Source organism: Micromonospora sp. NPDC049645, assembly GCF_040675155.1.
GTDB lineage: Bacteria > Actinomycetota > Actinomycetes > Mycobacteriales > Micromonosporaceae > Micromonospora.
Map to the genome: position 1 here is coordinate 34,668 of NZ_JBFAOI010000017.1, position 15,056 is coordinate 49,723.

Below are 15,056 nucleotides of genomic sequence, written 5' to 3' on the forward strand. Positions count from 1 at the left end.
CATGTTCGTCTCGCGTTGCGCCGGTCGGCGGCCGCAGCCGGCCGCATCGGCCCTGACCAATCAGTTCTGGGCCAGCAACTCGCCCACGTAGCGTGCCACGGCGCGCACCGTGGCGATGTTGCCGGGGTAGTCCATCCGGGTGGGCCCCAGCACCCCCAGGCCGCCCACGATGGTGGTGCCCGGGCCGTAGCCGGTGCTGACCACCGAGGCGGCGCGCAGGTTGTCGAACTCGTTCTCGTCGCCGATCAGCACCCGGGTCGTGCTCGGCTCGGTCTCGCCGATGAGCTTGAGCAGCACGACCTCCTCCTCCAGAGCCTCGAGGATCGGCCGTAGCGAGCCCTGGAAGTCGAGCAGGCCGCCCCGGGTCAGGTTCGCGGTGCCGGCGAGGGCGATCCGCTCCTCGTGCCGCTCGACGAGCGTCTCCAGCAGGACGGTGGCGAGCGTGGTCATGGTCGGACGCAGCTCGGGCGGCGCCTCCTCGACCAGCGCCTGCACCAACGGTGGCGTCTCGGACAGCCGGGCGTTGGCGAGCTTCTCGTTGATCAGTCGACGAAGGTCGGTGACGTCGTCGGCCGGCACCGGGCCGGGCAGCTCGACGAGTCGCTGCTCCACCCGCCCGGTGTCGGCGATCATGACGAGCATCAGCCGGGTGGTGGAGATCGGCACCAGCTCCAGGTGACGCACCGAGGAGCGGGCCAGCGACGGGTACTGCACGACGGCGACCTGCCGGGTCAGCTGCGCGAGCAGCCGGACCGTGCGGTGCACCACGTCGTCGAGGTCGACCGCGCCGACCAGGAAGCGCTCGATGGCCCGGCGCTCGGCCGGGCTGAGCGGCTTGACCCGGGACAACCGGTCGACGAAGAGGCGGTAGCCGCGGTCGGTGGGCACCCGGCCGGCACTGGTGTGCGGCTGCCGGATGTAGCCCTCCTCCTCCAACACGGCCATGTCGTTGCGGACCGTGGCCGGGGAGACCCCGAGTTGGTGCCGCTCGACCAGCGCCTTGCTGCCGACCGGCTCCTGGGTGGAGACGTAGTCCTCGACGATGGCGCGGAGCACGGCGAGTTTCCGGTCATCGAGACCCATCCTCCGCACCTCCTGTCGCACGTCGGCCGCCGGCGCCGTGGGCCGGCCAGGCCGTCCTGGCACTCGACTGTAACGAGTGCCAGTCTACGTCGGCGGGCCCGCCGACGCGATGATCAACGGCCACCCGTCGGTGCGGCCCACGCCACCCCGCTGGGCCGATCGGGCCCGCACTGCCGGACGGTGTCACTCTGGTGCGGCGTTGCCACCGGCCCCTACCGTTACATCCATGACTGAACCTCCTCGCCCTCCCGGGTCGGGTGACCCCGGCAACTACCCGCCGGAGCCGACCTCCCCGGGTCCGTCTTCGGCCGAGCCGCCCACCGCACCACTGTCCGGGGCGCCCGGCCCGGCCGGCTATCCCCCGCCCGGTGGCTATCCGCCGCCCACCGGTGACCAACCGCCGTCGGGCGGCTACCCTCCGGCAGGCGGCTACCCTCCGCCCGGTGGTTATCCCCCGCCCGGCGGCTACCCGGCCGGCGGGGCGTACGGCGGTCCCGGCGGCGGCTACGCCAACAACGAGGACAAGACCTGGGCGCTTGTCGCGCACTTCGGCGGCGCACTCGGCGCTCTGGTCAGCTTCGGTCCGCTGGGCTTCGTCGCCCCGCTCATCGCCTACCTGGCCCGCGGCCAGCAGTCGCCGACCGTCCGGGCGCACGCCCTGGCCGCCCTGAACTTCCAGATCCTCTGGTCGATCATCGCGTTCGTGCTGCTCTTCGTGAGCTGGTGCCTGCTCTTCCTGCCCAGCATCGCCGTCGTGGTGATCCAGATCCTGTTCGGGATCATCGCCGGCATGAAGGCCAACGAGGGCACCCCGTACCGCTACCCGATGACGGCCAACTTCATCAAGTGAACCGGGCCGGCCGCTCCCCCGGCCGGTCCGGAGCACCGCTGCCCTCGTGCGGGGGTAGCGGTTCCGCTCAGGGCAGCAGGTCGCGGACGACCGCGTCGGCGAGCAGTCGTCCGCGCAGGGTGAGCACGGCCCGGCCGGCGGCGTACTCGTCGGCGGCCAGCAGGCCCCCGGCTAGCGCCCGCTCGGCGCCGGCCCGGCCGGTCGCGTCGAGCACCGCCAGCGGCAGGCCGCTGGCCAGCCGCAGCCGCAGCATCACGTCCTCCATGTGCGCCTCGTCGACCGTGAGCACCTCGCGGGCCAGGCCGGGCGACGCGCCGGCGGCCAACCGCTGGGCGTACGCCGAGGGGTGTTTGACGTTCCACCAGCGCACCCCGCCGACGTGGCTGTGCGCCCCCGGCCCCAGCCCCCACCAGTCCGCGCCGGTCCAGTAGAGCAGGTTGTGCCGGCAGCGGGCCTCCTCGTTGCGGGCCCAGTTGGAGACCTCGTACCAGGAGAGGCCGGCCGCGTCGAGCGCGGCCTCCGCGGCCAGGTAGCGGTCGGCGGCCACGTCGTCACTGGGGTACGCCAGCTCGCCGCGCCGCATCCGGGCGGCGAGCCGCGTGCCGTCCTCGACGATCAGGGCGTACGCGCTGACGTGGTCCACCCCGGCGGCGACGACCTGCTCCAGCGAGGCGGCGAAGTCCTCGGCCCGCTCCCCCGGAGTGCCGTAGATCAGGTCCAGGTTGACGTGCTCGAACCCGGCGTCGCGCGCCTCCAGTGCGGCGGCGGTGGCCCGGCCGGCGCTGTGTTTGCGGTCCAGGATCGCCAGCACCCCCGGGGAGGCGGACTGCATGCCCAGCGAGATCCGGGTGTAGCCGGCGGCCCGCAGCAGCTTCAACGATTCCGGGGTGACCGACTCGGGGTTGGCCTCGGTGGTCACCTCGGCGTCGGCGGCCAGCCCCCAGGTGCGGTCGATGCCGTCGAGGATGCGGGCCAGGTCGTCGGCGGGGAGCAGGGTGGGTGTGCCGCCGCCGACGAAGACGGTGTCGACCCGGGGCGGCGGGTTGTCGCCGAGCACCCGGGCGGCGAGCGTCAGCTCGGCCAGGACGGTGTCGGCGTATGCCTCGCGGCTGGCGCCGCCGCCCAGTTCGGCGGCGGTGTATGTGTTGAAGTCGCAGTAGCCGCAGCGGCTGGCGCAGAACGGGACGTGCACGTACACGCCGAAGCCGCGCGCGCCGACCGCCAAGGTGGCGGTGGCGGGCAACGAACCGTCGACGGGGACGGTCTCACCATCTGGAAGGACGCCGGGCATGGCCACTAGTGTGCCCGGCATGACCTCTCCCGACGTCCTCGTGCGGGTCGCCACGGCCCGTGGGGTGACGACCCTCACCCTGGACAGCCCGCACAACCGCAACGCGCTCTCCACCGGCCTGATGACCCAACTGCTGGCCGGGCTGGCGGACGCGGTCGCCGACGAGGCGGTCCGGGTGATCGTGCTCGACCACACCGGCCCGGTCTTCTGCTCGGGCGCGGACCTGAAGGAGACCGCCGCGGCGTACGCCAGTGGCACGGTGCCGGCCGGGATGCTGGGCGACGTGCTGGCGGCGCTCTGGGAGTGCCCGAAGCCGGTGCTGGCCCGGGTCGGTGGGCCGGCGCGGGCCGGTGGGCTGGGCCTGATCGCCGCCGCCGACCTGGCGGTCTGCGCGGACGAGGCGACGTTCGCGTTCACCGAGGTACGGATCGGGGTGATCCCGGCGGTGATCTCGGCGACCGTGCTGCCGCGCCTGCACGCCCGCGCCGCCGCCGAGCTGTACCTGACCGGGGACACCTTCGACGGCCGCCGGGCCGCCGAGATCGGCCTGGTCACGGCCTCGGTTCCGGCGGACGGGCTGGACGACGCGGTACGGGGCTACTGCGACTCGCTGGTGCGTGGCGCGCCCAGGGCGCTGGCCGGTGCGAAGGAGCTGCTGCGTCGACCGGGCAGCACCGAGCTACGCGCTGACCTGGCCCGGCTCTCCGCCGTCTCGACCGGTTATTTCCTCTCCGACGAGGGGCGCGAGGGGGTCACCGCGTTCCGCGAACGTCGACCGGCGCGCTGGGTGCCCGCTCTGGACGACTGAGGGGGTTCGGGGCGCCGTCGTCGACGAGTGGCGGCGCCCCCGTTTCGGCCGGGTCACCAGGCGGTCGGCTCACCAGGCGGTCGGCTCACCAGGCGGTCGGCTCACCAGGCGGTCGGCTCACCAGGCGGTCGCGCCGCCGTCGACCGGGTAGTTCGCCCCGGTGATGTACGACGCCCGGTCGGAGGCGAGGAACACCACCAACTCGACGACCTCCTCGGGGCGCGCGAAGCGCTTGAGGAGCGTCTTGGCGGTGATGGCGTCCCGCGCCTCCTGGTTGTCACCGAGGTCGCGTTCGCTGGCCGGGGTGAGGGTGGGCCCGGGGCTGACCGCCACCGCCCGGATCCCGTGCGGCGCGCCCTCGAGCGCGAGCTGCCGGGTCATGCCGATGATGCCGGCGTTCGCGGCGGTGTGACCGACCATCGGCGGGACGTGCCCGGCGATCATTCCGGCCATGGAGGCGGCGTTGATGATGACGCCCCCACCGCGCCGGACCAGGTGCGGCCAGGCGAACTTCGACACGAGGTACGGGATGTCGAGTTCTCCGGCGATGGTGTAGCGCCAGTCCTGCACGGAGAAGTCGGGCATCGGGCCGAAGCGGAGCGCCGCCGCGTTGTTGTAGACCACGTCGAGCCCGCCGTAGGCGGCGGCAGCGTCGTCGACGAGCTTGCGTACCTGCTCGGTGTCGGTCAGGTCGACCGGCGCCATCCCGGTCATCTCGCCGCCCGCACGGTGGACGAGCTCGACCGTCTCTTCGTTGCCGGCGACCTGGAGGTCGGCCCCGACGACCTTCGCGCCCTCGCGGGCGAAGGTCAGCGCCGCGACGCGGCCCAGACCGCCGCCGGTGCCGGTGATGAGCACGACCTTGCCGTCGAGCGTTCCCATGGAACTTCCCCTCGTTCGATGACCTGCGCGTCCGGTATAGGCGGTAGGTCTGATTGACATGTCAACAGCGATAAGTCCTTGACCGGTCAATCGCTTCCCGTTTCGCTTACCCGGTGACGCGCACGACAGCCCTCGACCGGGCGGCAGTGGGCCTGGGAGCCGCATCGAAGCGCCCTGCTGGGCACTCGAAGCCCGAGCGCGCGGACCGCCGCCGGCCCAGTGACGTGCCTGCCCTCGCTGTCGCCGCCTCGCCTCCGCCGCACAGCCCGGACGCCCACCGGTCGGCGGCAGGTTCCTGTTGAGCGTTATGACACACAGGCATGAATATGCCTGTGTGTCATAACGCTCCCCGTGGTGTCCACACGCGCCCACGGCCGATCCGCCCGCGCGCCAACACGCTGACTGTCCCGATCGCCCGATGACGGGCGGCAGCGGCGCGCGATGATGAGCGACGGCCGCCACTCGATGATCGTGCTCGATCCTTGTGGTAGTGGCCTCGCGCCTCGGGGAGGGGCCTTTTCCCTGGATGAAGCACGATCTTGGGTGGGCACGCAGGACGGCCCGGCCGACGCAGGACGGCCCGGCCGCCGCAGGGACGGGTGACAGAACGGCACGGCAGGTGAGATCGCATCCAGAGCGGGAACGTCGCCAACCGGCACCCGACAGCGGAGCCGACCCCGAACCGGCCGGACCCGGCCAGGGCGGGCCTGAACCGCTCGGACGACCCGGAGGGGCCGCGCGGGGACGTACGCTTGGCAGACTGTCGATCTGGGGGTGTGGGTGCGAACTCGGGCAACCGTGGCGGGTGGAGTGGTGCTCATCCTCGTCGCCGTGATCGCAATCTGGCTCGTCGCACGGCAGGTCGGCGACAACCTCCAACTGCCCCTGGTGGCCCGCAAGTGCACCGTGCAGGCCGATGGCCGGGTCGCGCTGGACGCCGACCAGATGGCCAACGCGGCGACCATCGCGGCGATCGGCGCGAAGCGCGGCATGCCCGAACGGGCCGTGGTGGTCGCGCTCGCCACCGCGTACCAGGAGTCCGGGCTACGCAACCTCGCCGACGGCGACCGCGACTCGGTCGGCCTGTTCCAGCAGCGACCGAGCCAGGGCTGGGGCACCGCCGCCCAGATCCGCGACCCGCGCTACGCGGCCAACCGGTTCTACGCCGCCCTCAAGAAGGTGCGCGGTTGGGAGAAGATGCGGGTCACCGACGCCGCCCAGCGGGTGCAGCGCTCGGCCTTCCCCGAGGCGTACCAGAAGTGGGCCGACGACTCCGAGGTCCTCAGCCGAGCCCTGCTCGGCGACGCGAGCGGAGCGGTCGCCTGCACGGTGGGGCGTACCCCGGTGATGCACGGCGCGGCGGCGGCCGCGCAGCTGACCCGCAACCTGGTGCTGGACTGGGGGTTGAAGGGCACCGACCCGACCGACCCGACCGGGCTGGCGGTCACCCCCGGCGACCAGCGCGACGGCTGGCGGTACGCGCACTGGCTGGTGTCACACGCCCAGGACCACGGGGTGAAGCGGGTCCGCTTCGGCGACCTGGAGTGGACCGCCCGGAACGGCTCCTGGGGCCGGGTGGACGGCCAGCAAGGCCCGGCCGGTCAGGTGGTGGCCGAGGTGTTCAACGAGGGTTGAGCGGCCCGGATCTCTTAACCGGCAGTCACCGCACAATCGGACAAATCTCATTAGAGCGCTCTATTGATCTCCTAAATCTCACTCTGTGCGTTTTCCTCGCTGCGGGCGGTCCCGCTGCGGCCCAATGCCGGCAACACACCCTCCCCGATGTCTGGACCACCGCGTTACGATCGGCGGCCTGTGCCAGAAAAGGTTTCACCTCATGGGGAGGGGTACGACGCGGTGTTCGATTACGGCGACCGGACCGGTTACGAACCGATCAGCGACACTGACCGCAAGGAGTTCCACGAGCAGGGTTTCCTCCTGCTGCGCAACGTCCTGACGGAGGACCACCGGGCGGCGCTGGAGGCGGCGGTCGACCGCGTCTACGCGGAGGAGCAGGCGAAGGGCACCACCAAGAAGGACGGCACGCTGCACCTGCTGGGCTTCCTGGAGCGCGACGAGCTCTTCGGCGAGCTGCTGACCCACCCGATCGCCTTCCCGTACATGTGGGGGCTGGCCGGCTGGAACATCTACACCCACCACAACCACCTGGACGTCACGCCCCCGGCGCTCGAGCCGGAGAAGCCCTACTGGGGCTGGCACCAGGACGGGTACCGGCAGAACTCCGACCCGGAGACGATGGACCCGAACCTGCCCCGGCCGATGTTCTCGCTGAAGGTCGCGTACGTGCTGTCGGACCTCTCCGAGACCGGCCGCGGCGCCACCAAGGTCATCCCGGGCAGCCACCTGTGGAACTCGCTGGACCGGCCCAAGGACCTCAGCGTGCACAACCCGGACCCGGAGGGCACGGTGGAGATCACCGCCAACCCGGGTGACGCCTTCATCTTCGACCGTCGGCAGTGGCACTCGCGGTCGACGAACCTGTCGAACATCACCCGCAAGATGCTCTTCGTCGGCTACACCTACCGGTGGATCCGTCCGCTGGACGAGCTGCACCCCGACGTGAACGGCGAGTGGTACCGCAACCGCACCCCCGTGCAGCGCCAGCTGATCGGTGAGGGCACCCACACCGCCAACTACTGGGGCATCAACTGGGACGGGTACGTCGACGACGAGATCCCGCTGCGCAAGGAGCTCAAGGAGCGCGGCCTGCTCGACCGCAACATCCCCTGGCTGCGCTGACCGCCCGCCGGTAGAACGGCCCCCTGCCCTCGTCGAGCGACGGCAGGGGGCCGTTCCTCGTCTGCGGCCCCGGCCGCTCGGGCGGGCCCGTTCCCGACCATCGGGACCGCGCTGTCGGTAGCGTGGCGGGTGCGCAGGTCGGGGCGCGGCGCCCAGGCGTGGGGTGGCACAGGAGGCAGCGCAGTGACGTCCGCTCCGCTCCCCCGGATCCTCCGCCGCCGCGGCGAGCCCGCGTACCCAACCTTCCTGGAACTGTTCTTCGATCTGGTCTACATCTTCATCTTCTCCCGGCTCGCTGCCAGCCTGGCCGCGAACCTCACCGCCCGGAGCGCGGCGCAGACCGCCGTCCTGCTGCTGGCCGCCTGGTGGGTCTGGGTGCTGACCGCGTGGCTCACCGACCTGTTCAACCCCCGACTGCCGATCATCCAGGCGACCACCCTGCTGGTCATGCTCGGCACCCTGCTGATGGCGATCGCGACTCCGCACGCCTTCGGTCGGTACGGGTGGCTCTTCGTCGCGGCCTACTTCGGCATTCACCTGGTCCGGGACGCCGTGCTGATCCCCGGCACCCGGGTCAACCCGTCGATCCAGGCCAGGAGCATCCGGGTGTTCTTCTGGTTCGGCCTCACCGTGGTGCCCTGGGTCGCCGGGGTGTTCGTGGACGGGACGGCTCGGCTGGTGCTCTGGTCGCTCGCCGTGGCGGTCGACCTCGGTTCGGCCCGGGTCGGCTGGCCCACGCCGGGGCTGGGGCGTACCGAGCTGGCCAGCCAGATCTTCACCGGCGTCCACCTCTCCGAGCGGCACCGTGCCATCTTCATCGTCGCGCTCGGCGAGTTGATCCTGAGCACCGGCACGGGACTGGCCGGAAGCGGCTTCACGGCCGGCGCGGTGGCCACCGGCGCGGTCGCGTTCGCCAGCGCGGTCCTGCTGTTCCAGCTCTACTTCGAGCGGGTCCAGCGGATCCTGGCGCCACCGAGCGTCGCAACCGTGGAACGGGTCCGCTCCGGCACCTCCACCTCGTACAGCCATCTGGTCATGGTGGCCGGGGTGGTGCTGGTCTCGACCAGCACCTCGCTGGTCATCGACCGGCCGTTCGGCCGCGCCCCGGTCGAGCTGATGGTCGCCACCCTCGGCGGGCCGGTCCTGTTCCTGCTCGGCAGCGTCCTGTTCGATGCCGTGGTGACCGGCCGGACGCTCTGGTCCCGGGTGGTGGCGATCGTGGTGTTGTGTGCCCTGATGGCACCCGCCACACTCCTGCTTCCGCCCCTGGCCGCGCTGGTGCTGGCGAACCTGGTCCTGCTGATCACTCTGGTCGGGGAAGGGCTGGCCGCGCGAGGTCGCCTGGTCGAGGCCGCCACGCCATCGCCGTGAAAGGCCGTCCGGGGCCGCCGTCCCGAGTCACCGAAGCATCGGCGGCGCCGGAGCACGGGCGTGTCGCCGGGTGCTCACCAGGTTCGCCGCGGCGATCAGGAGCAGCACCGTCATGGCGAGCAGGGCGACCAGCACCGGCGGCAGCAGAGGCGTGGCCGGTGCCACGCCCGCCAGCAGCACCAGCCCGGCCGACCGGGACCGCGAGATCCGCCCGAACACGGTGAAATCGAGGACGCCCCGACCGACCAGGTACAACGCGGGTCCGCCGAGGATCACCGCCGCCCACGAGGGCGGGGTCTCGCCCAACGGGCGGCTCACCACGAGCCGGCTGGTAACCGCCGCGCCGACGATGCCGGCGACCATGATCAGATGGGTGACCGCGGCGGACTGGGTGAGCAGCGCCGGGTTGGACGACCGGGCGATGGCGTCGGTCAGCAGCTCACCGGCGCGGTAGATGTAGATCCTCCACATCAACACGACGGTGCTGAACACCACGAGTAGTGCCGAGGCCCGCTCCAGCGTGTACTCGCTCATGCTGAAGGTCGTTCCGGTCACGAAGATCGAGACACCGAGCGCGACGATGACGAACTGCCGGTAACGCTCCGCCACCCGCGCGCCGACCAGCCGCCAGTCGCGCGGACGTGAGCGGCCGATGCCGGGCACCGGCCAGCCCAGCACGGCCGCGCAGTATTCGACGGCGACAGCGAGCCCCCAGATCGCCAACTGCCCGGAACCGCCGACGAGCGCCCCACCGATCCAGCCGATGCCGGCGACCGCCTCCCAGACCTGGATCCGGATGGTGCGCCGCGGCGGTCTCCTGGACGAGACGACCAGGACGTAATAGGCGGTGGTGCTGAGATGGATGACCACGTACGTGGTGGCGAAGAGCAGCCGACGGTCGCCGTACGCGTCGGCCGCGAGCGCGGCCAACAGCAGGCTGGCCGCCGCCACCCAGACGAACTGCCCCTGCCCGGCCGGGCGGGACAGGTCGACGCTGTCCGCCGCCCACACGGTCAGCGCCCAGATCATCGTGAACCCGAGCAGCAACACCAGCGTCTCGGCGAGGCCGGTCCAGGTCAGGTCGTCGGTCAGCACCGTCGCCAAGGTGACCAGCGCGAAGACGTAGACGAGGTCGAAGAAGAGTTCCAGGAACGCCGGGCGCTCGAAGTCCGGATCGGTGGGTGACGCCGCCGCGGCACCGCCGTCCGTTGCCATCGACATCGCGCTCCACCCGGTCCCCGCCGCATGCCCTCCGTGGGGACGATACGGGCAAGTCCACCGGTGAACCCGCCATCGGGGTTCTTCCGAACCGAATCCGGTGCCGGGCCCGTCGGCACGGCCGGACACCCGTCACGGGATCGGGGGCGGATGCCGTCGGCCGGCCCGGTGCTGGGTCAGCGAACCCGGCCGGTCAGCCGTGGGCGGCGAGACGGCGGCGGGCCTTCTCCCGGATCGGCTCCGGCAGGTCCTCGGCGTCGAGCAGCCGAGGCAGCAACTCCGGCTCCAGGCTGGTAGCCCGGAACACCTCGCCGATGGTCACGCCGTGCGCGGGCCGCTCCACCACCTCGATCGGGTCACCCGCGCCGACCTCCCCCTCGCGCAGCACCCGCAGGTACGCCCCGGGCGATGCCCGGACGGTGAACCGCTTGATCAGATCCGGTACGCCCCAGAACCCGGCGAAGGTGGTGCAGGGGGTTCGCGGCTTGGTGACCTGGAGCAGGGCGGAACCGACCTGCCACCGCTCGCCGATCACCGCACCCGTCACGTCGATCGCGTAGGTGGTCAGGTTCTCACCGAAGCCGCCGGGTGGTACGGGCCGCCCCAGTTCGGCCGTCCACCAGACGGCGTCCTCCTCCGCATAGGCGTAGACCGCCTGGTCAGGACCACCGTGATGGGCGCGCTCGCCGATGAAATCGCCCGCGAGGCCGCCGGTGAGCAGCGGCACCGGTCCGTCGACCGGCCGCTTGTCGATGCCGCTGCGACCGCTCGCGTCGCCGGCCCACTGCGCCTCGGTCACGATGCCGAGGTTCACCGCTGCCACCCTGCCCGTCATGCCCGTCAGCCTAGTGGCGGTCCAGGGCCGGGCCAGCCCCGTGCGGCGCGGGGCCGGGGCCGGGGTCGGGGTCGGCGTCAGCCCTTCACGGCGCCGGCCACCAGGCCGGAGACCATCCGGCGCTGCACCAGCAGGAAGAAGATGATGACCGGCAGGGTGAACAGGGTGGACGCGGCCATCACCGGCCCCCAGTTGGTGTCGTCCCGACCGAAGAAGAAGGTCATCGCCACCGGCAGCGTGTAGCTCCCCTGGTCGTTGATGAACGTCAACGCGAAGATCAGCTCGTTCCACGCGGTGATGAAGGAGAAGATGCTGGTGGCCACCAGGCCGGGCGCCACCAGCGGAAAGAGGACGCGGCGGAAGGTCTGGGCCCGGCTCGCCCCGTCGATCGCCGCCGCCTCCTCCAACTCCTTGGGTACGGCGGCGACGAAGCCGCGCAGCATCCAGACCGCGAACGGCAGCGAGAAGCCCAGGTAGGTGAGGATCAGGCTGGGCAGGGTGTTGTAGAGGCCCAGTCGCTGGATCATCAGGAACAGCGGAATGACCAGCGCCTCCAGCGGGATCATCTGCACCACCAGCAGCATGATCAGGAAGCTGGTCCGCAGCTTGAAGCGGAACCGGGCCACCGCGGTCGCGGCGAGCAACGCGACCAGACCGCTGAGCACCACCGTGGAGACCGCGACCAGCGCGCTGTTGAGGAAGAAGTCGAGGAAGCTGACGCCGGGGATCAGGTTGCCGGTCAGGATCTCCCGGTAGTGCGCCAACGTCGGATGGGTCGGCACCGGCTGCGGGGTCGCCGAGAAGATCTCGCTGCTCGGCTTCAACGAGGTGGAGATCATCCAATAGACCGGGAACGCCGCGAAGAGCGCGACCAACAGCCCGGCGCCGTTGAGGGCGACCTTCTTCACGACTCGTCCTCCTGCCTGAGCACCATCCGTACGTAGAAGCCGGTGACCACGAGCAGGATCAGCGTGAGGATCACCGCGATGGCCGCGCCGAGCCCGTACTTCGGCGGCGGAGAGAAGGCTTCGGCGTACGAGTAGATGGCGAGCATGAACGTCGGCCGGTCCTGGGTGCCGCCGGCCAACACGAACTGCTGGGTGAAGACCTTGAAGTCCCAGATGGTGGAGAGCACGATCAGGATCCCGAAGACCGGGCGCAGCAACGGGAAGGTGATCTTCCAGAACACCCGCCACGGGCTCGCGCCATCCACCCGGGCCGCCTCGTGCAGCTCACTCGGCACGCTCTTGAGACCAGCCAGCACGCTCACCGCGATAAACGGGAACGAGTGCCAGACCACCACCAGGGTGAGGATGGCGAAGAAGAGCAGCGGCGAGTTGAACCAGCCGTAGCCGGTCCAGTCGCTGCGCCCGAACAGGCTGTTCGAGAGACCGTCCGGCAGCGCGTTGAACAGCCAGGTGACCAGGCCGCTCGTGTCGTCGAAGATCCATTTCCAAACGATCGTGCCGGTCAGCGCCGGGGTGGCCCAGGCGAGCATCACGCAGCTGGCCACGAACGTGGCCATCTTGCGACCCAGCCGGTTGAGCAGCAGCCCCACCAGGGTCCCGAGCACCATCGTGAGCAACACGTTGGCCGCGGCGAACAGGACCGTGTTGCGCAGCACGGTCAGGAAGAACGGATCGGAGAGGATCTCGGTGTAGTTGCCGAGCCCCACCCACGGCCACTCCCGGTCGCCGCGCAACTGCCGGACGTTGTTCAACCGGTAGAAGGACATCACCACCACCTGGCCGAGCGGCCAGAGCAGCAGCACCCCGATGATCACCAGAGCGGGCAGGAGCAGCAGGTAGGGCAGGCGGTCCACCCGGCGACGCCGCCGCGCGGGGGTCTCCCGCGCGGCAGCCGCCTCCGGCACCTCGGTCAGCGTGGTCACTTGGCGTTGAGGATGCTTTCCATCTCACCGGCCGCATCGGCGGTAGCCTTCTCGACCGTCTTCTGACCCTTCATGACCGAGCTGTTCATCGCCTGGGTCACCGTCTTCGTCCGGCTGACCTCCACCCACTTCGGGGTGAGCGGCGTGAGCTTGGTGTTCTGCATGGTGGTGGCGAACGCCGCCATCACCTTGTCGTTCGCGTACGCGTCCCCGGAGACCAGGTCCTGGTAGACCGGGAAGAAGCCGAGGCTGCTCGCGAAGCTCTGCGCGTTCTTCTTGTTCAGCAGCACCGTCAGGTAGTCCCAAGCCAGGTCCTGCCGCTCGCTGTCCTTCCAGATCGCCACGTCCGACCCGCCCGCGAAACCGGGCGCCGCCTTGCCGTCCGGGCCGGGGATCGGGAACGTACCCCAGACCTTCTCGATCTCGGGGTTGTCCTTCTTGATGGCGCCCTGCTGCCAGCTGCCGGCGAAGGCCATCGCGGCCTTGCCGGTGGCGAACTGCGTACGCGCGTCGATCTCGTTCCAGCCCGCCGCCGCCGGCGGAGCCACCTTGTGCACGGTCACCAGGTCGGTCCAGAACTTGACGGCCCGCTGCGCCTCGGGGGTGGTGTAGCCAGACTTCCAGGTGCCGCCCTGGTTGCTGGCGATCTCGCCGCCCGCGCCCCAGAGGAAGGAGTAGAAGGGCAGCTCGGAATTGCCCGGCAGCGCGATGCCGTAGGTGCCCTTCTTCTTCGCCTGCACGGCCTTGGCCACGGTGACCAGGTCGTCCCAGGTCTTCGGGGGCTGAACGCCGGCCTCGGCGAACCAGTCCGTGCGGTAGTAGATGGCGCGCACACCCGCGTACCAGGGCACGCCGTACTGCTTGCCATCGAGCTGCGCGTTGCGCACCAAGTCGGGCAGCAGATCCTTGCCGTCGGCCCAGCCGCCCATCCGACCACTCACGTCGGCGAGCGCCTCCTGCGCGGCCCAGCCCTGAGTCTCGGTGTTGCCCAGCTCGGTGATGTCCGGTCCCTCACCGCCGGCGAGCGCGGCCTGGAACTTCTTCGGCGCCTCAAGCCACGGGATGTACTGCACGACCACGTCGGTGTCGGGGTGCTTCTGACGGAACTCGGACTCGACACCGTCGAGGAAGGAGTTCTGCGCGTCCCCGCCCTCGCCCATCATCCAGACCGTGAGCTTGCTGTCGTCGGCCGCGTCGTCGCCGGAGCCCCCACAGCCGGTCAGCACCATCGCGGCCGAGGCCACCATGGCGGTGACCGGGGCCAGCCGCTTCCACCTGTTCACGCCACTTCTCCCCTCGCGCCGCCTGGAACTAACCTTCTCCGCCGCACCCTAGTACGGAGAATTCCTTTACGACAGTGGGCGGGACCGGCCGAAGCGTCGCGACCGTACCGCAGCGGCACGACCAACGGCGCCCGGACACCGGGCCGAAGTCGGGCACTTCAGCACGAAAGAGCGCCCGGCTCTCGGCCGGGCGCTCTTTCAGTCGTGCTCTTCTACCAGTGCTGCGGTGTCGCCAGATGATGCCGGGTCGTTATCGGGTGACGCTGCGGCGGCGACCCACGCCGGCCACCAGCGCGACCGCGATCGCGGCCACCACGACCTGCACCAGCAGCTCGCCCCAGTCGACACCGCTCGTCTCGGTCGCGATGCCGATGGCCCGCGCCAGCACGGTGCCCAGCAGCGCGGCGCCGACACCGATCAGCAGGTGCAGCCAGATCGGCATGTTCTGCCGGCCCGGGACGACCAAGCGGCCGAGCGCGCCGACGATGAGACCAACAACGATCGCAGTGATGATGCCCCACACGGTGAGCTCCACGGCCACCCTCCTTCAAGAATGTCTGACACACGATGTGTGTGCTTCCTGTCGTGACCGTTAATTGCCCGACGCACCTAAATTCCAAACCGACTTCACTCACGAAACGATCACGACTTGGCCGACAGGAACACGATCACCGCAAGCCTCCCCACGCCACCCGGCCACCCGGGCCACCGGCCCACCGGGCCACCGGGCCACCGGGCCACCGGGCCACCGGGCCACCGGGCCACCGGGCCACCGGGCCACAGG

The 15,056-nt window shown here is 70.7% G+C and carries 14 protein-coding genes; 5 read left to right on the forward strand and 9 right to left on the reverse strand.

Annotated features, from left to right (window positions below):
• Window positions 1–60: 60 nt before the first annotated feature.
• Window positions 61–1,083: a heat-inducible transcriptional repressor HrcA gene (hrcA, locus tag AB0J33_RS27490; RefSeq protein WP_363617372.1), complete on the reverse strand. Its 1,023-nt coding sequence runs from the start codon at window positions 1,081–1,083 to the stop codon at window positions 61–63.
• Window positions 1,084–1,309: 226 nt separating this feature from the next.
• Here hrcA and AB0J33_RS27495 point away from each other — a divergent pair, with 226 nt between their 5' ends.
• Window positions 1,310–1,933, forward strand: coding sequence for a DUF4870 domain-containing protein (locus tag AB0J33_RS27495; protein ID WP_363617374.1), 624 nt, complete (start codon window positions 1,310–1,312; stop codon window positions 1,931–1,933).
• Window positions 1,934–2,000: 67 nt separating this feature from the next.
• Here AB0J33_RS27495 and hemW read toward each other — a convergent pair whose 3' ends face one another.
• Window positions 2,001–3,224 (reverse strand): radical SAM family heme chaperone HemW, encoded by a 1,224-nt coding sequence (gene hemW / locus AB0J33_RS27500; protein ID WP_363617485.1) that lies wholly within the window; start codon window positions 3,222–3,224, stop codon window positions 2,001–2,003.
• Window positions 3,225–3,243: 19 nt separating this feature from the next.
• Here hemW and AB0J33_RS27505 point away from each other — a divergent pair, with 19 nt between their 5' ends.
• The gene (locus AB0J33_RS27505; protein ID WP_363617376.1) at window positions 3,244–4,032 is read left to right on the forward strand and encodes an enoyl-CoA hydratase-related protein; all 789 of its coding nucleotides are present in this window, start codon (window positions 3,244–3,246) and stop codon (window positions 4,030–4,032) included.
• 117 nt (window positions 4,033–4,149) lie between these two features.
• On the opposite strand, the gene AB0J33_RS27510 is transcribed toward AB0J33_RS27505, so the two are convergent.
• Entirely contained in the window at window positions 4,150–4,914 is a 765-nt protein-coding gene (locus AB0J33_RS27510; RefSeq protein WP_363617378.1) for an SDR family NAD(P)-dependent oxidoreductase, read from the reverse strand.
• 774 nt (window positions 4,915–5,688) lie between these two features.
• Between AB0J33_RS27510 and AB0J33_RS27515 the strand changes: the two genes are divergently transcribed.
• The 3 genes from AB0J33_RS27515 (at window position 5,689) to AB0J33_RS27525 (ending at window position 9,045) form a co-directional block, all read left to right on the forward strand.
• On the forward strand, window positions 5,689–6,549 hold the full coding sequence (locus AB0J33_RS27515; RefSeq protein ID WP_363617380.1) for a hypothetical protein: 861 nt from the start codon (window positions 5,689–5,691) through the stop codon (window positions 6,547–6,549).
• 222 nt (window positions 6,550–6,771) lie between these two features.
• The gene (locus tag AB0J33_RS27520) at window positions 6,772–7,674 is read left to right on the forward strand and encodes a phytanoyl-CoA dioxygenase family protein (RefSeq protein ID WP_363617382.1); all 903 of its coding nucleotides are present in this window, start codon (window positions 6,772–6,774) and stop codon (window positions 7,672–7,674) included.
• Between the two features lie 183 nt (window positions 7,675–7,857).
• Window positions 7,858–9,045 carry a low temperature requirement protein A gene (locus AB0J33_RS27525; RefSeq protein ID WP_363617384.1) on the forward strand — a complete coding sequence of 396 codons (1,188 nt, stop codon included), beginning with the start codon at window positions 7,858–7,860 and terminating at the stop codon, window positions 9,043–9,045.
• A 27-nt stretch (window positions 9,046–9,072) separates the two neighbouring features.
• Here AB0J33_RS27525 and AB0J33_RS27530 read toward each other — a convergent pair whose 3' ends face one another.
• The 6 genes from AB0J33_RS27530 to AB0J33_RS27555 form a co-directional block, all read right to left on the reverse strand.
• Window positions 9,073–10,266 (reverse strand): low temperature requirement protein A, encoded by a 1,194-nt coding sequence (locus AB0J33_RS27530; protein ID WP_363617386.1) that lies wholly within the window; start codon window positions 10,264–10,266, stop codon window positions 9,073–9,075.
• 190 nt (window positions 10,267–10,456) lie between these two features.
• Window positions 10,457–11,098, reverse strand: a complete 642-nt coding sequence (locus AB0J33_RS27535; RefSeq protein ID WP_363617388.1) for an MOSC domain-containing protein — start codon at window positions 11,096–11,098, stop codon at window positions 10,457–10,459.
• Window positions 11,099–11,175: 77 nt separating this feature from the next.
• Complete coding sequence (locus AB0J33_RS27540) at window positions 11,176–12,006, reverse strand: carbohydrate ABC transporter permease (protein WP_363617390.1); 831 nt, start codon at window positions 12,004–12,006, stop codon at window positions 11,176–11,178.
• Window positions 12,003–12,989 carry a sugar ABC transporter permease gene (locus tag AB0J33_RS27545; protein ID WP_363617392.1) on the reverse strand — a complete coding sequence of 329 codons (987 nt, stop codon included), beginning with the start codon at window positions 12,987–12,989 and terminating at the stop codon, window positions 12,003–12,005. The genes AB0J33_RS27540 and AB0J33_RS27545 overlap by 4 nt, the downstream gene beginning before the upstream one ends.
• On the reverse strand, window positions 12,986–14,272 hold the full coding sequence (locus AB0J33_RS27550) for a sugar ABC transporter substrate-binding protein (RefSeq protein WP_363617394.1): 1,287 nt from the start codon (window positions 14,270–14,272) through the stop codon (window positions 12,986–12,988). The genes AB0J33_RS27545 and AB0J33_RS27550 overlap by 4 nt, the downstream gene beginning before the upstream one ends.
• A 250-nt stretch (window positions 14,273–14,522) precedes the next feature.
• Window positions 14,523–14,807, reverse strand: a complete 285-nt coding sequence (locus tag AB0J33_RS27555) for a GlsB/YeaQ/YmgE family stress response membrane protein (RefSeq protein ID WP_124774501.1) — start codon at window positions 14,805–14,807, stop codon at window positions 14,523–14,525.
• Between the last annotated feature and the right edge of the window lie 249 nt (window positions 14,808–15,056).

What these genes read in the sequence shown, in the direction of transcription:
- hrcA (WP_363617372.1), bottom strand. Translation starts at nt 1,083, where the DNA reads ATGGGTCTCGATGACCGGAAACTCGCCGTGCTCCGCGCCATCGTCGAG.
- AB0J33_RS27495 (WP_363617374.1), top strand. Translation starts at nt 1,310, where the DNA reads ATGACTGAACCTCCTCGCCCTCCCGGGTCGGGTGACCCCGGCAACTAC.
- hemW (WP_363617485.1), bottom strand. Translation starts at nt 3,224, where the DNA reads ATGCCCGGCGTCCTTCCAGATGGTGAGACCGTCCCCGTCGACGGTTCG.
- AB0J33_RS27505 (WP_363617376.1), top strand. Translation starts at nt 3,244, where the DNA reads ATGACCTCTCCCGACGTCCTCGTGCGGGTCGCCACGGCCCGTGGGGTG.
- AB0J33_RS27510 (WP_363617378.1), bottom strand. Translation starts at nt 4,914, where the DNA reads ATGGGAACGCTCGACGGCAAGGTCGTGCTCATCACCGGCACCGGCGGC.
- AB0J33_RS27530 (WP_363617386.1), bottom strand. Translation starts at nt 10,266, where the DNA reads ATGTCGATGGCAACGGACGGCGGTGCCGCGGCGGCGTCACCCACCGAT.
- AB0J33_RS27535 (WP_363617388.1), bottom strand. Translation starts at nt 11,098, where the DNA reads ATGACGGGCAGGGTGGCAGCGGTGAACCTCGGCATCGTGACCGAGGCG.